General features: G+C 36.0%; 18 protein-coding genes and 1 pseudogene. 18 read left to right on the forward strand and 1 reads right to left on the reverse strand.

Features of this window, described 5'->3' with window-relative positions; translation table 11 throughout:
* The first annotated feature begins 108 nt into the window (after positions 1 to 108).
* The 10 genes and pseudogenes from OL233_RS00510 to nifJ all read left to right on the forward strand — a co-directional run.
* Entirely contained in the window at positions 109 to 1080 is a 972-nt protein-coding gene (locus OL233_RS00510; protein ID WP_275470426.1) for a ribose-phosphate diphosphokinase, read from the forward strand.
* A 333-nt stretch (positions 1081 to 1413) separates the two neighbouring features.
* Positions 1414 to 2034: a sugar O-acetyltransferase gene (locus OL233_RS00515; RefSeq protein ID WP_275470819.1), complete on the forward strand. Its 621-nt coding sequence runs from the start codon at positions 1414 to 1416 to the stop codon at positions 2032 to 2034.
* A gap of 204 nt (positions 2035 to 2238) precedes the next feature.
* Entirely contained in the window at positions 2239 to 2766 is a 528-nt protein-coding gene (locus OL233_RS00520; protein ID WP_275470427.1) for a YqeG family HAD IIIA-type phosphatase, read from the forward strand.
* Positions 2766 to 3875: a ribosome biogenesis GTPase YqeH gene (gene yqeH / locus OL233_RS00525; RefSeq protein WP_275470428.1), complete on the forward strand. Its 1110-nt coding sequence runs from the start codon at positions 2766 to 2768 to the stop codon at positions 3873 to 3875. The genes OL233_RS00520 and yqeH overlap by 1 nt, the downstream gene beginning before the upstream one ends.
* A gap of 44 nt (positions 3876 to 3919) precedes the next feature.
* Positions 3920 to 4231, forward strand: coding sequence for a ribosome assembly RNA-binding protein YhbY (yhbY, locus tag OL233_RS00530; protein ID WP_275470429.1), 312 nt, complete (start codon positions 3920 to 3922; stop codon positions 4229 to 4231).
* A gap of 23 nt (positions 4232 to 4254) precedes the next feature.
* Positions 4255 to 4851: a nicotinate-nucleotide adenylyltransferase gene (locus OL233_RS00535; protein ID WP_275470430.1), complete on the forward strand. Its 597-nt coding sequence runs from the start codon at positions 4255 to 4257 to the stop codon at positions 4849 to 4851.
* Entirely contained in the window at positions 4844 to 5443 is a 600-nt protein-coding gene (yqeK, locus tag OL233_RS00540; RefSeq protein WP_275470431.1) for a bis(5'-nucleosyl)-tetraphosphatase (symmetrical) YqeK, read from the forward strand. Before OL233_RS00535 ends, yqeK begins: the two co-directional genes overlap by 8 nt.
* A 15-nt stretch (positions 5444 to 5458) precedes the next feature.
* A complete protein-coding gene (rsfS, locus tag OL233_RS00545) occupies positions 5459 to 5812 on the forward strand; it encodes a ribosome silencing factor (RefSeq protein ID WP_437184394.1) in 354 nt (117 codons plus the stop codon).
* Position 5813: 1 nt separating this feature from the next.
* Positions 5814 to 6551: a class I SAM-dependent DNA methyltransferase gene (locus OL233_RS00550; RefSeq protein WP_275470432.1), complete on the forward strand. Its 738-nt coding sequence runs from the start codon at positions 5814 to 5816 to the stop codon at positions 6549 to 6551.
* A 194-nt stretch (positions 6552 to 6745) separates the two neighbouring features.
* A pseudogene (gene nifJ / locus OL233_RS00555) lies at positions 6746 to 10294 on the forward strand (pyruvate:ferredoxin (flavodoxin) oxidoreductase); the annotation flags it as partial.
* 19 nt (positions 10295 to 10313) lie between these two features.
* Here the strand turns inward: nifJ and OL233_RS00560 are convergent.
* Positions 10314 to 10799 carry a hypothetical protein gene (locus OL233_RS00560; protein WP_275470433.1) on the reverse strand — a complete coding sequence of 162 codons (486 nt, stop codon included), beginning with the start codon at positions 10797 to 10799 and terminating at the stop codon, positions 10314 to 10316.
* A 167-nt stretch (positions 10800 to 10966) separates the two neighbouring features.
* Between OL233_RS00560 and OL233_RS00565 the strand changes: the two genes are divergently transcribed.
* The 8 genes from OL233_RS00565 (at position 10967) to OL233_RS00600 (ending at position 21422) form a co-directional block, all read left to right on the forward strand.
* Positions 10967 to 11968 (forward strand): LacI family DNA-binding transcriptional regulator, encoded by a 1002-nt coding sequence (locus OL233_RS00565; protein ID WP_275470434.1) that lies wholly within the window; start codon positions 10967 to 10969, stop codon positions 11966 to 11968.
* Positions 11969 to 12032: 64 nt separating this feature from the next.
* Entirely contained in the window at positions 12033 to 13658 is a 1626-nt protein-coding gene (locus tag OL233_RS00570) for a glycoside hydrolase family 13 protein (RefSeq protein ID WP_275470435.1), read from the forward strand.
* Positions 13659 to 13791: 133 nt separating this feature from the next.
* Positions 13792 to 14673: a diadenylate cyclase CdaA gene (cdaA, locus tag OL233_RS00575; protein ID WP_437184393.1), complete on the forward strand. Its 882-nt coding sequence runs from the start codon at positions 13792 to 13794 to the stop codon at positions 14671 to 14673.
* Entirely contained in the window at positions 14673 to 15641 is a 969-nt protein-coding gene (locus OL233_RS00580) for a CdaR family protein (RefSeq protein WP_275470436.1), read from the forward strand. The genes cdaA and OL233_RS00580 overlap by 1 nt, the downstream gene beginning before the upstream one ends.
* Before the next feature lie 29 nt (positions 15642 to 15670).
* Complete coding sequence (gene glmM / locus OL233_RS00585) at positions 15671 to 17026, forward strand: phosphoglucosamine mutase (RefSeq protein WP_275470437.1); 1356 nt, start codon at positions 15671 to 15673, stop codon at positions 17024 to 17026.
* Between the two features lie 373 nt (positions 17027 to 17399).
* A complete protein-coding gene (gene glmS, locus OL233_RS00590; protein ID WP_275470438.1) occupies positions 17400 to 19214 on the forward strand; it encodes a glutamine--fructose-6-phosphate transaminase (isomerizing) in 1815 nt (604 codons plus the stop codon).
* Positions 19215 to 19348: 134 nt separating this feature from the next.
* Positions 19349 to 20062 (forward strand): glucosamine-6-phosphate deaminase, encoded by a 714-nt coding sequence (locus OL233_RS00595; RefSeq protein ID WP_275470439.1) that lies wholly within the window; start codon positions 19349 to 19351, stop codon positions 20060 to 20062.
* Between the two features lie 157 nt (positions 20063 to 20219).
* Positions 20220 to 21422 carry a hypothetical protein gene (locus tag OL233_RS00600; protein WP_275470440.1) on the forward strand — a complete coding sequence of 401 codons (1203 nt, stop codon included), beginning with the start codon at positions 20220 to 20222 and terminating at the stop codon, positions 21420 to 21422.
* The last annotated feature ends 22 nt before the right edge of the window (positions 21423 to 21444 follow it).

Here is a 21444-nt window from a genome sequence, read left to right on the forward strand (position 1 = left end):
AAAAAATGAGTAAATGAGTGATTTTATATGAAAAACACTGTGAAATCTGATAGAATATAGAAGATAGTGTGCAGCGATGTACTCATAAAAATTATATTGGAGGATGTTATGACACAGTCAGAACTGGGATCACAATTAAAACTTTTTAGTTTAAGTTCAAACCAAGAATTAGCAGAAAAAATTGCATCAGTAGTAGGAGTACCATTAGGAAAATGTAGTGTTAAGCAATTTAGCGATGGTGAGCTTCAAATTAATATCGAGGAAAGTGTTCGTGGTGATGAAGTTTATATCGTTCAAGGAACAAGTTATCCAGTAAATGATAATTTATTAGAGCTTTTAATCATGATCGATGCTCTAAAACGAGCAAGTGCAAAAACAATTAATATTGTTATGCCATATTTCGGTTATGCAAGACAGGATAGAACAGCTAAACCAAGAGAACCAATTACAGCAAAACTTGTTGCAGATTTAATTGAAAAGGCGGGAGCGACACGTCTCTTGACTTTGGATTTACATACGGTTCAATTGCAAGGATTTTTTGATATCCCAGTTGATAATTTATTTACAATGCCTTTATTCGAGGAACATTATCTTGCAAAAGATTTAATGGGAGAGAATATTGTAGTTGTATCACCGAAAAATAGTGGAGTGGGTAGAGCTCGTGTTCTAGCGAAATATTTAGATGCGTCACTTGCCATAGTGGATCAATGTTCAAATGATGAGAGTGAAAGAGAGAGTTATGTGATTGGTAATGTCGAAAACAAAACATGCATCGTTGTGGATGATATTATTAATACAGGTCATACATTAGCCGTAGCAGCAGATGTTTTAAAAGCAGCTGGAGCAAAAGATATTTATGCATGTGCGTCTCATGGTTTATTTAATGGAGATGCAGCGTCTATATTAGCTAAGGCACCATTTAAACAAATTAGTGTAACTGACTCTATTAAACTACCTGAAACAGTTGATTTACCGAATCTAGAAATTATTACATGCTCAAGGTTGATGGGGGATGCTGTTAATCGTATTTATAAGAATATTGCAATGAGTCCATTATTTGGTTATCATAATAAATCATAAAAAAACATCGACATATGTCGATGTTTTTTTGATTAACAGTTAAATGAACAAAAAAATAGCCGCCTGAGTTTACTCAGACGGCAAGGAGATTTTATTATTTACTTTGGAGGAGTAAATAATGAAAAAGTTTGTTAGGGTTGTTTCTTGGTATGTATATATAATATACGTTAAATGTGAATTATTTGTGAATAATATATAATTTTAAAATGAAGACACCTTTTTTATAAAATAACAATAATTTGTGGATTGAAAAACATAAAATAACAAAGTAAGATATAATGGAAGCGGTAACTAATAAGATATATTTAGAGTATGAGGAGAATAAGTATGAGGATAAGAACAGAAAAAGAGAAAATGTTAGCAGGGGACATGTATATGGCGGACGACCAAGAATTACGTGAGGATTTTTTTGCTTGTCGTCGTTTAACACGTTTATTTAATCAAACAAAAGAAACTGAATTAGAAGATAGAACAGAATTATTAAAACAGTTGTTAAAAAAAACAGGTTCAGAATTTTACATTGAACCGCCATTTAGATGTGATTATGGGAAAAATATATCAATAGGTGAAAATTTTTATGCGAATTTTGACTGTATCATGCTAGATGTAGCTAATATAATTATTGGAGATAATGTGATGTTTGCACCAAGAGTGAGTTTATTCACGGCGGGGCATCCTTTAGATACTGACATTAGAAATTCGGGATTAGAGTTTGGCTCTGAAATAAAAATAGGAAATAATGTCTGGATTGGTGGCAATACTATATTAAATCCTGGAGTGACAATTGGAGATAATGTGGTTATTGGTTCGGGTTCTGTTGTTACAAAAGATATACCGGAAAATAGTATTGCAGTGGGCAATCCATGCCGAGTATTACGAAAGGTAACAGCAGAAGATAAAAAATATTGGCAAGATAAGCATGCCGTGTATTGGGAAGAACGAAATAGTAACTAATTCAGATAAAGATAATAGGTCAAAAAAGAGTAAGGTGTGGTTAATATCTTATTCTTTTTTTGCATTCTCTTTTAAATAGGATGAAATAAACCTCAAAATAAGTTATAATAGTAAGGATAATAGGGGTACTGTCTAGTACGCCTGTTTTTTAAGTTCAGATGAAACATTAAGATAAGTAAACTGAACAGCTTGAAAGGAGCTACTATGTTTTTAAATTACAAACCAACATGGATGCTAGAAGCAATCTATCAACTAACGCCGGAAGAATTAGCGAAGCATGATATTAAAGCTGTTTTGACGGATTTAGATAATACGTTAATCGCATGGAACAATCCAGATGGTACGGAAGAATTATTAAATTGGATTGAAAGTATGAAAGCGGCAGGAATTCCTGTTATTGTTGTTTCTAACAATAAAGCAGAACGTGTCGAGCGTGCGATTTCTCATTTAGGTTTAGATTATGTAGCGCGCGCGCTTAAACCCTTTACAAAAGGGATGAACGAGGCGGCTAAAAAATTAAACTTACCAAAAGAAAATATTGTAATGGTAGGAGATCAGTTGATGACGGATATAAAAGCCTCTAATAGTGCGGGGATTCGTTCAATCTTAGTAAAACCTATCGTGTCATCTGATGCGTGGAATACGAAACCTAATCGTGCCATGGAAAAAATGATTATGACACATTTAAAGAAAAATAACTCTGATATGAAATGGAGAGGTGATTTATCATAATGGAAGAAGAAATTCGTTGTATAGGATGCGGATCAGAAATTCAAACAGAAAATAAAGAAGGTTTAGGTTATACACCTAATTCGGCTTTACAAAAAGGACTAGAATCTGGCGATGTGTATTGCCAACGTTGTTTTAGATTGCGTCATTATAACGACATTCAAGATGTTGAGTTAACTGATGATGATTTCTTAAGATTATTAAATGGAATCGGACAAGAAGATGCTTTAATCGTCAATGTGGTTGATATTTTTGATTTTAATGGGAGTTTAATTCCAGGTCTTCATCGTTTTATCGGAAATAATCCCGTTCTTTTAGTAGGGAACAAGGTGGATATCTTACCGAAATCACTTAAACGTGGTAAATTAACACAATGGATGCGTGAACGTGCTCATGAAGCAGGTCTACGTCCTGAAGAAGTGATGCTTACAAGTGCTAAAAAACCAGCTGAGATGGAAGATTTGCTAAAAACGATTGAAAAATACCGTAAAGGCCGCGATGTGTATGTCGTAGGGGTAACGAATGTTGGAAAATCAACATTAATTAATGCGATAATTAAATCAACAGCAGGTGTTCAAGAGTTAATTACAACGTCGCAATTCCCAGGAACGACATTAGATAAAATTGAAATTCCTTTAGAAGATGGTAAAAACTTAATCGACACACCAGGAATTATTCATAAATTCCAAATGGCTCATTACTTAGGGAAAAAAGACTTAAGAATCGTAGCGCCAACTAAAGAAATTAAACCTAAAGTTTATCAATTAAATGCGGGACAAACATTATTCTTAGGTGGACTAGCTCGTTTTGATTATATTCAAGGTGACAAAACATCATTTATAACGTATGTTTCTAATGATGTGGATATTCACCGTACTAAGACTGAAAAAGCAGATGAATTTTACAAAAAACATGCAGGTGGGTTATTAACACCACCTCAAGCTGACGAGGTAGGGGACTTCCCAGAACTTGTTCGATTTGAATTTTCAGTTAAAGAAAATACAGATATTGTCTTTGCGGGTCTAGGTTGGATTACAATTACATCACCATGTGTTGTGGCTGGCTGGGCACCAAGAGGCGTAGATGTATTACGTCGTAAAGCATTAATTTAAGAGTTGACTCACTTGAGAGATCATTAGAAAAGAGGCTATATACAATGGAATTAAGAGGAAAACAAAAACGCTTTTTAAGAAGCGAAGCACATCATTTAAACCCAATCATTCAAATCGGTAAAGGTGGGTTAACAGAATCAGTTATCGACCAAATCGAAGAAACATTAGAACGTCGTGAATTAATTAAAATCAGTTTATTACAAAATACAGATGAGGTTGCAGATGACGTAGCTGAAGCGTTAACACAAGCTATCAACTGTGATGTTGTTCAAATTATTGGACGTGTCTTAGTGGTATTTAAACCATCATCAAAAGAGAAATTTCAAAAAATCTCAATCGCTGTTCGTAAAATTTAATTTTAAAGGAGTGTTGAGGGAGTTTGGCTGGAAAAACACAAAAAAAAGAACGTGTTGGGATATTAGGTGGTAATTTTAATCCGGTACATTACGCTCATCTAATTGTAGCAAGCCAAGTGTATCATCAGCTAAAGTTAGATAAGATTTATCTCATGCCATCGTTTGAATCACCGCATGTTGACCCCAAAAAAACGATCTCAGCCTCCCATAGGATTGAGATGTTAAAGCTAGCATTAGTAGAAGATAGTTCTTCTATGGAAATTGAGACAATTGAAATTGAACGTCAAGGTAAAAGTTACACCTATGACACAATGGCAGAATTGACGTCCCAACATCCAGAAAAAGACTATTATTTCATCATTGGTGGCGATATGGTTGACTATTTACCAAAATGGCATCGTATAGATGACCTTATAAAAATAGTACAACTTGTAGGTGTTAATCGCCCGGGTTACCCTTTAACATCAGACTATCCTGTTAAGTGGGTAGAGGTGCCGATGATGGATATTAGTTCATCTTATATTCGAGAGAAGATCTCGACTGGAAGCACAGTAGATTACCTCTTACCTAAAAATGTGATAGACTATATAGATAAGAAGGGGTTGTATCAATATGGCTAATACTGAACTGATTTATAGCGAAGAGTTTAGTCCGCATACACGAGACGTATTGCTTGGAAAAGTGTCGTCACAAATGAGTGCGAAACGTTTTACTCATGTATTAAGAGTAGAAGAAATGGCACTAGAATTGTGTGAGTTGTACCAAGGAAATCCTGAAAAAGTCAGCATCGCTGCTTTGACTCATGATTATGCTAAAGAGCGCCCAGACGATGAGATGATTCAAGTGATAAAAGACAGTCATTTGTCGGATGAATTAATTTCATATGGCAATGCTATCTGGCATGGTGTTGCAGGTGCAGAACTTGTGAGAGATGAGCTTGGCATTACGGACGAGGATATTTTAGATGCCATTAGATGCCATACAACAGGCGCAAAGGAAATGAGCTTGTTAGCTAAAATCATCTACGTAGCAGATTATGTTGAACGTGGCCGAGACTTTCCGGTTGTTGCTGAGGCAAGAAAAATCGCATTATCAAATTTAGATGAAGCAGTCGCTTTTGAAACAAAACAAACATTGCTATATTTGGTAAAACAAGAAGCGCTGATTTATCCAAAAACATTAGAAACATATAACCATTGGGTTGTTAAATAATAGGAGGGAATTATCATAGAAAGCAAACAGTTATTAGAAGTAGTAGTAAAAGCAATAGACGACAAACGAGGCGAGGAAATTATCGCATTGGACGTACAAGGTATCTCATTATTAGCGGATTACTTTGTTATTTGTCACGGTAACAGCGAAAAACAAGTTGGGGCTATCGTTGATTCAGTAGCTAATGCGGCACGTGAACAAGGGATTGAAGTAGGACGTATTGAAGGGAAAGATTCAGGTAAATGGGTATTAGCAGATTTAGGCGATATCGTATTACACGTCTTCCACGGAGAAGAACGTAGCTTCTACAATTTAGAAAAATTATGGTCAGATGCACCAATGGTCGACGTAACAGGTATGGTGGACTAGATTGTTATATAAGACATTCGCTTTAGTCTATGATGAGGTAATGGACCCATTTCTTTATACAGAATGGTTAAACTTCACGAAAAGACACTTACCAACGGATACAAAACGTATTTTAGAATTAGCTTGTGGGACAGGTGCTCTTGCTTGTGATTTTTCTCGAGACGGTTATGAAGTAATTGCAGTCGATCTTTCAGAAGAAATGTTATCAATTGCTAGTGAACGTGCGGAAGAAGAAGGCGTTGAGGTTCAATTTGTTCAAGGCGACATGATGGATTTATCAGAGTTGGGGACATATGAAGCGATTACGTGTTATTCTGATTCACTCTGCTACATGCCAGACCAAGAATCCGTTCAGCAAGTGTTTGATTCAGTTTATCAAGCTCTTGAAGAAGGCGGCACCTTTATGTTTGATGTTCATTCTATTTTCCAAGTTGATGAAGTATTCCCAGAATACAGTTACCATTATCAAACGGATGATTTTGCATTCCTATGGGATAGCTATCAGGGTGAAAAAGACCATAGTATCGAACATAATTTAACGTTCTTTGTTAAAGAAAATCCTGAAGATGAGAAATTTATTCGTCATGATGAACTTCATCAAGAGAGAACGTACTCGCTTGATAATTACTATAGAATGTTAGAGAGTGCCAACTTTACTAATATCGAAATTTATGCAGATTTCACAGATGAAAAACCTTCAGAAAATTCAACACGTTGGTTCTTTGTTTGTAAAAAATAAACGTTAAACTAACAAACATGTACTGCTTACCAGTATGTGTTTGTTTTTTATTATAAATAGGGTTGAAAAGATTGTGAAACTATTAAAATAAAAGGTTTATCCTTACTAAAAGTAACATTTTCGTTTATACTACTAAGTGAGAACCCTATTTAGGTCTAGTGTTATTAATAAAACAAGAGAAGGAAGCGACTCAAATGAGACAAAGAAAAACAATGGATGGAGGCACAGCAGCGGCTTACATTTCCTATGCATTTACTGAGTTAGCAGCGATTTATCCGATTACACCTAGTTCAAGTATGGCTGAACTAGTAGATGAATGGTCAGCTGAAGGTAAAAAAAATATATTTGGTCATCCCGTTAAAGTAGTTGAGATGCAATCAGAAGCTGGTGCAGCTGGAGTAGTTCATGGTTCACTTAAATCAGGAGCCTTAACGACAACCTATACAGCCTCACAAGGCTTATTACTTATGATTCCAAACATGTATAAAATGGCAGGAGAATTATTACCTGCAGTTTTCCATGTAGCAAGTCGTGCTGTAGCAACCAGTGCGTTAAGTATTTTTGGAGATCACGGAGATGTGATGGCAGCTCGTCAAACAGGTGTTGTGATGCTAGCTGAAAGTACTGTGCAAGAAGTAATGGATTTATCTGCAGTAGCCCATCTTGCTGCAATAGAAGCAAGTCTACCTGTTATGAGTTTCTTTGATGGGTTTAGAACCAGTCATGAAATTCAAAAAGTAGATATTTTGGAGTACGATGAAATAAAAGGGTTAGTGAACCAAGAGAAACTCGCTGAATTTAGAGCGAAAAGTATGAATCCAAATCATCCTCATATTAGCGGAATGAACCAAAATGATGACATTCATTTCCAACAACGAGAAACAGTTAATTCTCATTATTTAGCAGTGCCAGGCATTGTTCGTAAGTACATGCAAGAGATTAATACGTTACGCGGAACAGACTATGATTTGGTTAATTATTACGGAGCAGATGATGCGGAAGAAGTGATAGTCTCTATCGGCAGTGTGGCACCTGTGGTCCAACAAACTGTAGATTACTTAAACGCCGGTGGTCGTAAAGTCGGGCACATCAATATTAGATTATACCGTCCATTCCCTGTAGAGGATTTCTTAGCGTGTGTTCCTAAGACAGTTAAATCGATGGCTGTTTTGGATAGAACAAAAGAACCCGGTGCTGGTGGTGAACCGTTATTATTAGATGTTCAAAGTACTATGTATAACTCAGAAGCACGTCCTGTAATTATTGGGGGACGTTATGGCTTAGGCTCTAAAGATTGTACACCTGACCAAATTGTTGCAGTATTCGATGAGTTGAAACGTTCAAAATCAGAAATGAAAGAACGTTTTACAATTGGTATCGTTGATGATGTGACACATCTATCACTCCCAACATCAGGCAAACTTGATTTAACGCCAGAAGAAACGTTCCAGGCGAAATTCTGGGGATTTGGTTCTGACGGAACGGTTAGTGCGAATAAATCTTCGATTAAAATTATTGGAGATTATACGGATTTATATGCGCAAGGTTATTTTTCTTACGACTCTAAAAAAGCAGGTGGCTTGACTGTTTCACATCTTCGTTTTGGGAAAGAGCCGATTAAATCTACGTACTTAGTAGAAAATCCAAATTTTGTAGCGTGTCATAATTCTTCTTATCTTTATAATTATGACTTGTTAAAAGGACTAAAACCTGGTGGGACATTCTTACTCAATACGATTTGGACAGAAGACCAGTTGGTTAAAAATTTGCCAAGTCAGTTGAAAAAAGAATTAGTCGAGAAAAATATTAACTTTTACACGATCAATGCAATGGCCTTAGCAAAAGAAGTAGGTCTCGGTCAACGAATTAATACAATTATGCAGACTGCATTTTTTGAGCTAATGGATTTAATTCCACAAGAAACGGCAATCAGTCTAATGAAAGACCAAGTCCAAAAAGTCTATGGTAAGAAGTCTCAAACGGTTGTTGAGAAAAACTTTGAAGCTATTGATAGAACTGTTGCGTTATTAAATAAAGTAGAAGTATCGGAAGAGTGGTTAACAGATACTGTTGAAGTAAAAAAAGATCCTGAAGATAAACCGTCATTTGTCTTCAATATTGTGGATCCAGTAAACAGACAAGAAGGAAACTCTCTAACAGTAGGTGATTTAAAAGCGAACAATATGACTGATGGTCGAATGCCATTAGGAACCGCTGCCTTTGAAAAACGAGGTATTGCCTTAGAAGTTCCAGTCTGGGATGTGGATAAATGTACGATGTGTAATGAATGTGCCTTTGTCTGTCCACATGCTGCTATCCGTCCATTCCTAGCAGATGATGAGGAGATGGAAGACGCGCCAGAAGGGTTTATTACCCGTGAAATGCGTGGGGCAGATGGGCTTAATTACCGTATCCAAGTGTCATTAGAGGATTGTACGGGATGCGGGTTATGTGTAGAAGTTTGTCCAGCAAAAGGTAAGGCTTTAGAAATGAAACCATACGAAGAGATGAAAGAAGAAGCGATTAACTGGGCCTTTGCTATGACCTTAAAAACAAAAGATAATCCAGTGAAGCTGGGTTCTGTTAAAGGATCACAATTCCAAAAACCATTAATTGAGTTCTCTGGTGCTTGTTCGGGGTGTGGTGAAACGCCTTATATTAAATTATTAACACAGCTATATGGCGACCGTTTGATGATGGCTAATGCAACCGGTTGTTCATCAATCTTCGGAGCAGCAGCACCGTCAACGCCTTATACAACGAACGATCAAGGACAAGGTCCAGCTTGGTCTAATTCATTATTTGAAGACAATGCGGAGTATGGTTATGGTATGTACCTAGCAAACAACTCACGTCGAGAATACCTTGCAGGCAAAATGCTAGAAGCTTTGAATTTATCAGTACTTTCTGACGATTTAAGAGCGCTCATGACGGATTGGTTAGAACATATGGCAAGTAGTGAAGGGACACAACAACGTGCCCAAAAACTTAAAGTAGTTTTAGCTGAAGAACAGTCTAAACATGAGTTGCTAGCTGAAATTTACGACGGCCATGACTTATTTGTTAAGCCTAGTCAATGGATTATTGGTGGCGATGGTTGGGCATATGATATTGGCTTTGGTGGATTGGATCACGTTATTGCAAGTGGAGAAGATGTGAATATCTTAGTTATGGATAATGAAGTCTACTCAAATACTGGTGGTCAAAAATCTAAAGCGACACCGATGTCTGCAGTAGCAAAATTTGCAGCTGATGGTAAGCGCGGTGGTAAAAAAGATTTAGGTGTGATTGCCATGAGTTATGAACATGTTTATGTGGCTCAAATCTCATCAAGCGCCAACCAAATGCAGACGATTAAAGCGATTGAAGAAGCTGAAAAATTCCCTGGGCCATCCCTTATCATTGGGTATACCCCATGTATTGAACATGGTATATCTGGTGGAATTACAATTCAACAAGCGAAAGATGCAGTTGAAACAGGTTACTGGTCACTTTATCGTTATAACCCATTATTAGCTGAAAAAGGTAAAAACCCAATGACGATTGATTTCAAAAAACCTGATTTCACTAAGATGAAAGAGTTTATGAAAACTGAAACCCGTTTTGCGAGATTAAGTTCGATTGATGAAGATGTTTCAGAAGAGTTGTTTGATGAAACAGTAGCGCAAGCGAAAGCGAGATTCTACCGCTACGCAAGGATTGCAGGACAAGAAGAAAAAATTAGAGCGAAACTGGAAAAAGAATAAAAAAACGCTGATTGGATTATATCCGATCAGCGTTTTTTAGAATGTCATCACCCCAAAGTAATTTAGCTTCTTCTTCTAGTTTTAAGACAATAGTTTGTGTGTCTTTAGGTAGACTACTGTGAGTTAGATCGATAGAGCCGTTGTTTAGCTGTATATGTTGTTCATTATCTTCAACTGGAGAATCTATAGAACCTTGTAAACTTATTTCTAGTTCAGAATTATATTTTGGCCAAATAATCAATCCGTAATCATTATTTTCGGTATTAATAGCTAAGTTACCAGTGAAACTACCGTAACTAGGGTATTTCACATTTGCAATATAGTGCTTAGTAGTGTTGATTTTGTGATAAGAAAAATGTTTAATTGTAGTATCAAAATTAGTGATATAGGAATGATAGGAATTTCTGACATAAAAATAAGCCGCATTGTAAACAAAAAATAGAGTGAGAATTGATGTGCTGATAATTAGTATTAATTTCTTCTTTTTCTCTATGCGAGACATAAAATAGCCACCTTTCTTTAACCAAGGATTATTTTCCTCTGTTTTTATCGTACACTTATTTATTTAAAAAGTAAATACTTGTTTTAATTGACACGGTAAAGTGATAATGTTATTCTTTCATTATTAATAGTAAACGTTTACGTAATATTTTTGAAAGGGGGAATGGTATGACGTTATCTATGGTTGAAATTGCAAAACGTGCAGGTGTTTCAGTAGCGACTGTCTCAAGAGTGATGAATAAAAAAGGCGGTTACGGCAAAGCGACAGGTGAAAAAGTTGAAGCGATTATTAAAGAAGCTGGTTATCAAAAAAATGAAATGGCTAGTGGATTGAAGCGGAAATTCACACGGTCGATAGGTGTTATTATTCCCAATGTGGTTACTAATTATTTTGGATTAATTGTTGAAGGGATAGAAGAAGAAGCACGAAAAAATGGTTACTCAATTTTATTAGCACACAGTGGTAATGGTGGAGAGCATTTTGAACACGCGTTAGCAACGCTAACAGAAAGACGTGTAAGTGGCTTGATTTTTGTTTCAGTCCAAACCACAGATGATGACTATGATTTGGTAAAGCAGTCAACTATTCCCCATATTTTTATATCCTCGGATTCTGATACGCAAGACTTTTCTAAAATTAAGATTGATGATTATCAAGCTGCTTTAGAGGCTACTCGTTATTTAATAGGAAAAGGTCATAAAAAAATAGGTTTGGTGGGACTTAATCCTACAGATAAAGTAGCGGGAGAACCTCGTATTAAAGGCTATAGACAAGCATTTGAAGAAGCTAATCTACAACTTGATGAGAGTTGGATTATTTCTGGTGATTTTGGTGTAGAGACTGCTGAAAAGGGTGTTGAAATAAGCCTTGACCAGGTAGACATGACCGCTTTATTTTGTGCCAGTGATGAGGCTGCAATTGGAGCGATGAAGGCTTGTCGCAAAAAAGGACTGAATGTACCAGAAGACATTTCGATTATGGGGTTTGATGATTCAACTACGGCGAAATTATGTTACCCAGAATTGACAACGGTGCATCAGCCTTTATTCGAGATGGGACGTCAGTCAGTTTTTAAATTAATACAAGCAATTGAAAATAATGACGTTATTGAGAGTGACATTGTACCATTTAATATTATTGAACGAGAGTCAGTGGTAAGTCTAACTTAAAATGCGTCATTGCATTTTAAATAAAAACGTAAACGTTTACGTTTACGTGAGAAGGAGAATAGTTATGCAAAAAAAATGGTGGCATGATTCGGTTGTGTATCAAATTTATCCAAGAAGTTTTCAAGACAGTAATGGGGATGGCATTGGTGATATTCAAGGTATTATCAGCAGATTAGATTATTTAAAAAAATTAGGAATTGATGCATTGTGGTTAAGTCCAGTTTTTGAATCGCCGAATGATGACAACGGATATGATATTAGCGATTATCGTAATATTATGGCGGAGTTTGGAACGATGGAAGATATGGATGAGTTGATTCGAGCATGTAACGAACGAGGCATTCGTTTGATAATGGATTTAGTTGTTAATCACACATCAGATGAGCATCCTTGGTTTATCGAAGCGAAAAAATCTAAAGACAATCCATACCGTGATTACTATATCTGGCGCGATCCTATTGAAAGGGATGTTCCAAATGGGTTAGGTTCTACTTTTAGTGGTCCGGCTTGGGAATTTGATGAGACGACTGGGCAATATTATCTACATTTATTTAGTAAAAAACAACCTGATTTAAACTGGGAAAATAAAAAAGTACGCGAAGAAGTCTGGGACATGATGAACTTCTGGTTAGATAAAGGAATCGGTGGGTTTCGTATGGATGTGATTGATTTAATTGGCAAACAGCCTGATAATGAAATCACAGGTAACGGACCAAAACTACATGAGTATCTACATGAAATGAATAAAGAAACGTTTGGGCAACATGATGTTATGACAGTTGGAGAGACATGGGGAGCAACGCCCGAGATTGCTAAACTGTATTCTGATCCTAAGCGTGATGAATTATCAATGGTTTTCCAATTTGAGCATATCGGATTAGATGAAGTACCTGGAAAAGAAAAATGGGACTGGCAAGCATTAGATTTTAAAGAATTAAAACGTATTTTTTCAAAATGGCAAACGTGTTTTGATGGAGACGGATGGAATAGTTTGTTCTGGAATAATCACGATACACCTCGTATTATTTCAAGATGGGGCGATGATTCTGAAGAATACCGTGAGTTAAGTGGTAAGATGTTAGCGACGATTCTTCATATGCAAAAAGGAACGCCTTATATTTATCAAGGGGAAGAAATTGGTATGGTCAATACACCCGTTCAAACTATTTCTCAGTTAGATGATATTGAAAGTTTAAATATGTACCATGATCGTCTAGCTAAAGGATATTCAGAAGAAGAGATTTTAACTTCAATTAATAAAAAAGGGCGCGATAATGCTCGTCGTCCAATGCATTGGAATGCTGAAGAGAATGCAGGGTTTACAGACGGAGAACCGTGGTTAGCTTTAAATCCTCGAGTAGAGGAGATTAACGTTGAGCGAGCATTAAATGATCCATATTCTATTTTCTATCATTATCAAAAATTAATCGCCTTAAGAAAGAATAACCCTATCGTTGTTTGGGGAGAATATCGTGAATTATTACCAGAAAGTGATACGTTATATGTTTACGAGCGTTCGTTTGAGGGGGAGTGTTGGGTAGTTATTGCTAACTTTACAAAAGAAAGAGTTAGTTATGATCTTGAGGAGAATACACCAATGGAGATTATTTTAAGTAATTACGAGGACTTGCTACAAGAGGGTGTTAGTTTACAGTTAAGACCTTATGAAGCAGTTATTTTAAAGTATTAATACTAAGACAGTATCTAGTGAAGACTAGCTACTGTTTTTTATTTTGAATGGTCTAGTCATTACGGTATAGTTTTCTCACGTTTTATAATGTGATATACTAAGAAGGATAACTGAAGCATAAGGAGTGACGACCGTGATACAACAGTTTTATAATTTATTTAAACTTGAAACATGGCAAGATATCGTCCACAATTATGTACTAACACCTAATTTCTTAATTAATGTATTGGATATTGTAGTTGTTTGGTATTTGATATATAAATTATTCAGTCTTCTAAAGGGAACAAAAGCGGTTCAATTGTTAAAAGGGATTGCTGTAATCATCATTGTTCGAATTATAAGCATGATTTTGGGTCTAAATACAGTATCGTGGTTGATGGACCAAGTAATTACGTATGGTGTGATTGCCGCCATTATTATTTTCCAACCTGAGGTAAGGCGTGGTTTGGAACATCTTGGTCGTGTTGGGTTTCTTAACAAGACCCAAAAGAGTGAACGAAAAGACATTGCGATGGTAAAATCATTAGATAAAGCTATCGAGTATATGTCAAAGCGTAAAATTGGTGCCCTTATCACAATTGAAAAATCAACAGGATTAGATGAGTATATCGATACAGGTATTCCTATTAATGCCACCATTACAGGTGAGTTATTGATTAATATCTTTATACCGAATACACCTCTTCATGATGGTGCTGTTATTATTCAAGGTGATAAAATTGCTGTAGCATGCGCGTATCTACCGTTATCTGAAAATGAAACTATTCCAAAAGAATTTGGGACAAGACATAGAGCAGCGGTAGGGGTCAGTGAAGTGAGTGATGCCCTGACAATTATTGTTTCTGAAGAGACTGGTGCAGTAAGTTTAGCCCAAGATAATCAACTGCATGCACACCTTTCAAGGGATGAGTATTACGCTATCTTGAAAAAAGAATTGGTTCATGAAAAAGAAGTTGAAAAAGAATCATTATTCCAATCGTTCCTTGATGGTTTTTCAAAAGGAGGCGGTAAGTAATGGAGAGATTAGCTAATAGTAAGTGGTTTACTAAAGTATTAGCTTTAGTTTTTGCGTTATTACTTTTTATGAATGCTAATTCAGAAAAACGGCCATCCTTAAATGATACATCGCCGAGTATTTCTGCTGTAGCGGATAATGTACCTATTCAAGTGAAGTATGATGAAAGTAAGTATTATGTGACGGGATTTGATCCAACTACTACTGTTTATTTAAAGAGTAATAATAAAGTTTTGTTGGATAGCGAATCTCACGAACAAACTCGCGGATTTAAAGTTGAGGCAGATTTAACTTCCTATAAAGAAGGAACATTTGAAGTCCCTTTGAAAGTTAAAAATTTAAATGGTGCGGTAAGTGCTACTTTAAAGGATCAGGCCATTAATGTTACGATTGAAAAACGTGAAACAAAACGTTTTAAAGTCACGCCTGTAGCAAATGATAACCTGCTAAAAAAAGGATATGACTTGGAAAGTATGACAAGTGATCCAGCTGAAGTGGAAATCACTGCTGGTAGTGAGACGTTAAAACAAATTAAGAGTGTCAATGCATTTTTAGAAGACGATCGTGATTTATCTGAAGGTATGACGAAAAAAGTAAGTTTGGTTGCGTTGGATAAAGATTCTAACAGTATGAGTGTTATTATGGTTCCGCCTACTGTTAATGTAAGCTTAAAAATTTCAGCTCCTTCAAAAGCAGTTCCTCTTGATATCAAACAATCAGGGAAGATTGCTTCAGATATAAAATCATTTGAATTTATTCCAGAAGTTAAAAATATAACTGTCAAAGGTTCAAGAGAGTCATTAGAAAAAGTTGATAAAATTCAGTTATTTATTGATACGACAAGTATTACAAAAGAAAGAACAAGTTCTTATCAATTAATTGCCCCAGATGGTGTTGAAGTTGAACCCAAAGTGGTAACAGTAAATACTGTACCTCGATATATAAAAGATGATAAAGATAAAGATTAAAATAATGAATAGTAATGGAGAGATATAACATGGGAAAATATTTTGGAACAGATGGTGTCAGAGGTGTTGCGAATCAAGAATTAACACCAGAATTAGCATTTAAATTAGGTCGTTGTGGAGGATATGTCTTATGTCAACATCACGAAGGAGACTCTAAACCTCGTGTTTTAGTTGGGCGTGATACACGTATTTCAGGCGAATTATTAGAAACTGCACTTGTTTCAGGTTTATTATCAGTTGGGATTGAAGTATTCCAGCTAGGTGTTATTCCAACGCCGGGTGTTTCTTATTTAACTCGTTTACAAAAAGCAGCAGCAGGTGTTATGATTTCGGCGTCACATAACCCAGCACAAGATAATGGGATTAAATTCTTTGGTCCTGATGGCTTTAAATTAGTTGATTCTCAAGAAGCTGAGATTGAAGCATTATTAGATGCGACAGAAGATACATTACCTCGTCCGTCAGCAGACGGTTTAGGAACACTGGATGATTTTCCAGAAGGTATTTTAAAATATTCTCAATTCTTAACAGAAACAATTGAAGGGGATTTTGAAGGCATTAAAGTATGTTTAGATGGCGCTCATGGAGCGACAACCCCACTTGTTAACCGTGTATTTGCAGATTTAGAAGCAGATTTTTACACTATGGGGACAAGTCCAAATGGCTTGAACATTAACGATGGTGTAGGGTCAACACATCCAGAGCGTTTAGCTGAATTAGTTGTAGAAAAAGAAGCAGCGATTGGGTTAGCTTTCGATGGCGATGGCGACCGTGTTATTGCGGTTGATGAAACAGGTAAAATTGTTGATGGTGATAAAATCATGTTTATCTGTGGTAAGTATTTATATGAAAACGGCAAACTTAAGAAAAATACAATTGTTTCAACTGTTATGAGTAATTTAGGTTTCCATAAAGCGGTTGAAGCTGAAGGTATGGTTGCTTTAGCAACTCAAGTAGGTGACCGTTACGTTGTAGAAGAAATGCGTAAAAATGGGTATAATTTTGGTGGAGAGCAGTCAGGTCATATGATTTTCTTAGATCATAATACAACTGGCGATGGTATGTTATCAGGGATTCAATTAATTAATGTGATGAAAGAAACTGGTAAGAAATTATCAGAATTAGCATCAGAAATTGAAGAATACCCACAAAAATTAGTTAATATTAAAGTATCGAATAAAAATGGTGCAATGGAAGTTCCTGCTATTAAAGAAGCCATTGATGAAGCAGAAGCTGAAATGAACGGCGATGGACGTATCTTAGTTCGCCCTTCAGGAACAGAACCTTTACTACGTGTTATGGCAGAAGCCCCAACGATTGAAAAAGTAAATTATTATGTAGATAAGATTGCAGATGTTGTACGTTCTGAAATCGGATTAGACTAGTCATTTCTTTAGACTCGAGATTAAATTCTCGAGTCTTTTTTTAAAATCAGAACAGAAATATCTATACCAATTTTATTTTAATGTGGTATACCAATTTTATTTATTTTAATTAAAAGGTTGACTTATATCTCGTCTGATAGTATTATAAATCTTGTTTCTATGGTTGGTTTATGTATCTATATATCTATACCAATTTATTTTATAGCGCCAGACCTATATGATAGGTGACGAGGAAGAGTTTATCGAAAATTCGGCGGGTGACTCTAGGGACTGCACCCTAAAGGTTTAATTAAAAACTAGTTGTAAGGCTAGAACAAAGATTAAACCACGCAGATAGAAACAAAACTAAACATAAGAAAGTAGGAGTTTAACTATGTGCGGAATTGTTGGAGTAGTAGGAAGTAGTAATACAGTAGAGGTTTTATTAAATGGATTAGAAAAATTAGAATACCGTGGTTATGATTCAGCAGGTATCTGTGTAGCTGGACAAGATGGAGAAACGACGTTAGTGAAGTCAGTTGGACGTATCGCTGAACTTAGAAATAAAGTTGGAGCAGACGTAACAGGAACGACTGGGATTGGTCACACACGTTGGGCGACTCACGGTGTGCCATCAGAAAATAACGCTCATCCTCATACAGTTGAAGGCGGTCGTTTTACATTAGTTCATAACGGTGTTATTGAAAATTTTGAAGAAATCAAAGCGGACTATTTATCAGACGTTAACTTTATAGGGCAAACGGATACAGAGGTTGCGGTTCAATTAATCAATCATTTAGCTATTTCAGAAAAACTTTCAGCTAAAGAAGCTTTAAGAAGAGCATTAGAAATTATTAAAGGCTCATATGCCTTTGCTTTAATGGACATAACAGAACCAGAAGTAGTTTACGTTGCTAAAAATAAAAGTCCATTATTAATTGGTTTAGGTGAAGAATTTAATGTTATTTGTAGTGATGCGATGGCAATGATTTCTGAAACTAAAACATTCTTAGAAATAATAGATGGTGAAATCGTAACAGTCAAAGCTGATGGTGTTACAATTGAAACTCAAACTGGCGAAACAGTTGAACGTGCACCTTATGAAGCTCAAATTGATGCGGCAGATATGGAAAAGGGAACATACGCTCACTATATGTTAAAAGAAATCGATGAACAACCAGCTGTTATGCGTCGCTTGGTTCAAGAATATACAAATGCTTCTGGTGAATTAGAAGTAGATGAAGAAATCACAAGTAAATTAAACAACAGTGATCGTGTTTATATTGTAGCGTGTGGTACAAGCTGGCATGCTGGCTGGGTTGGTAAAAAATTAATTGAAAACTTAACAGCGACACCAGTTGAGGTACATGTGGCTAGTGAATTTGCTTATGACATGCCAATTATTTCTGAAAAACCATTCTTTATCTTTATTAGCCAAAGTGGGGAAACTGCAGATAGTCGTCAAGTATTAGTTAAAGTTAATGAGTTGGGTTATGATTCAATGACACTAACAAACGTTGCCGGTTCTACTTTATCAAGAGAAGCACAAACAACGATGTTACTTCATGCAGGTCCTGAAATTGCAGTAGCTTCAACTAAAGCTTATACAGCTCAAATCGGTGCGCTAGCTATTCTTGCTAAAGTAGCGGGTGTGGTAAATGGCAATGAAAACGCAGTGGCATTTGATTTAGTCCACGAGCTTGGTTTAGTTGCGAATGCGATGGAAGTATTAGTAAATCAAAAAGAAATAATTGCTGATTTAGCACAAGAAAAATTAAGTACAACACGTAATGCATTCTATATTGGTCGTGGTCTAGATTACTTCGTATCAATGGAAGCAGCGCTAAAACTTAAAGAAATTTCATATATTCAAGCAGAAGGTTTTGCTGCAGGTGAATTAAAACATGGAACGATTGCCTTGATTGAAGAAGGAACTCCTGTTATCGGTCTTATCACGGAAGAAGTGATGGGAAGTCATACTCGTGGTAACCTAAAAGAAGTAGAAAGCCGTGGGGCAGATACATTGGTTATCTCAATGGAAGGTCTTGAAAAAGAGGGCGATAACATTATCTTACCGAAAATCAATACATTATTAACACCACTAGTAAGTGTTATTCCGGTTCAATTATTAGCTTACTATGCAAGTTTACAACGCGGTTTAGATGTTGATAAACCACGTAACTTAGCGAAAAGTGTAACAGTAGAATAAAGAGTTGAAAGAGTGTTCATTATGAACTCTCTTTTTTTGTTGTTTTCTCTCAGTTAAGTCTTGCTAAAAATAGAACTCTGTTCTATAATTGGACTATACCACATTGGACTATACCGAAATGGAGATGACAGATTATGAATATTATTAAAGTTAAAGATCAAGCAGAAGGCGGAAAAAAAGCTTTTGAACTTATTCAATCAGCGATGAAAGAACGTAATGCTAAAGTTTTAGGTTTAGCAACAGGTAGCTCACCGATTACAATGTATGAAGAAATGGTTAACAGTGATGTTGATTTTTCTGACATGGTTGCTATTAACTTAGATGAATACGTTGGTTTATCAGAAACAGACTCTCAAAGTTACCGTGTTTTCATGAATGAAAACTTATTTAATAAAAAACCTTTCAAAAACTCATACGTACCAAACGGCATGGCTGAAAATGCTGAAGAAGAGTGTGCTCGTTATGATAGCATTATTGAAGAAAACCCTATTGATTTACAAATTTTAGGAATTGGAACAAATGGTCATATTGGGTTTAACGAACCCGGCACACCATTTGATTCATTAACACGTAAAGTAGATTTAGTAGAGTCAACTATTGAGTCAAATAAACGTTTCTTTGAGAAAAAAGAAGATGTTCCAACTCAAGCTTACTCAATGGGAATTGGTTCTATTCTGAAAGCGAAAGAAATTGTTTTAGTTGCTTATGGTGAGTCAAAAGTTAATGCTTTAAAAGGAATGATCGAAGGCGAAATAACTGAAGATTGTCCAGCTAGTGCATTACAAAAACATCCTAACGTAACAGTTATTGCAGATGAAGCAGCGTTATCAGGCTTGTCTTCTTTATAATTAGTAACAAAAACCTCGTCATTCAGTTGGCGTGGTTTTTTTAATTTGTCAGTAACATCTGTTTAAAATCATAGTTTTTACTAGGGATGTTTGGTAAAATGAAAGAGAATTTCATACTTTTATGAAAGTATGAAAGAGCTGGAAAGGACGATGAATGATGTTAATGTCGGAATTAATAGAAGAGTTTATTTCGTTAGCAATTAAAACAGGAGGCTGGATGGTACTTGATCGCCTGTATTTAAAAAATAAAATAGTTGGGATTATTGGTGAAGAAACGCTAGAGGAGTTGTCTCAACAAAAAGTGGGAGAGCCTATTGAAGATGCTTTAACAACTCTTGTAGAGAGTGTTTCAGAATTCAAAAAATTAGGAATGGGTCAACGTCAGGAGTTAGAAACACAACTAGCGGATATTTTAACCCCGCCTCCTTCAGTAGTAAATGCGCTATTTGCGCAGCGTTATGAGAAAGACCCAGAGGATGCCACTCGTTATTTTGCAGAGGTAAACAGCGTCAATCATTTTGTAGGGCCAGTGAAAACACCTGTTGTCGAAGGTGATATTCATGTTTGGGATAGTTCTATTAGTTTAGCAGATACAACTGAGGAAACAGGTCGTTGTCCGCTATGTATGTCTAATGAAGGGTTTGAAGGGGATAGTAAAACAAAAAATCGCCAAACGCAACGTTTAATTCGTATGAATTTATTAGGTGAAACATGGAACTACCAATTTGAAAGAAACCCACTGTTTGAACAACAAGCCTATTTTTCATCAGAAAATCACGAAGAGATGACGTATGGTAAAGATAGAATTGAACGATTAGTAACGCTTAGTGATATTTTTCCGCATTATTTTGTAGGTGAAGCGGGAGGGATGACTCCAAGCGGTTTTAGTGAAGAGAATATCGAGCATGCGTCATTTTATGGGGCGATTGGACAAGCTCCTTTGAGTAAAGCGACGGTAGCACAAACGAGTAGCATGAGTTTATTTCCATCCATTGAAGTACAAGAATTAGACTGGGTGATCCCGGCTATTAGATTAGTTGGAAAAGATAAAACAATGTTAATACAAGCGGCTCATTTTGTAGAGGCGCTAGTTTTAAAACACGTGTTAGAGTCTTCAAGTGAAGATAGAGAGTACGGATTACCGTTGGTGATTGAAAAAACGGATAAGGGGTATCTTTTAACCTTAGTGTTAGTTAATCCAAGTGTGTTGTCAGAAACGAGTTTAGATTTCTGGGAAATTATTGGGTGTGTGAATGTAACGAAAGAATCATCTAAAGAAGAAACACTGGAACAGGTCACAACGCTATATGAGTTAGTATCTCAAGGGATAAAGGTAGCCGATTATTTAGTTGGATTATAATAAAGCATCAGCTTAAAAGTGA

The organism is Vagococcus proximus (assembly GCF_029143285.1).
Classification (GTDB): Bacteria; Bacillota; Bacilli; order Lactobacillales; family Vagococcaceae; genus Vagococcus_D; species Vagococcus_D proximus.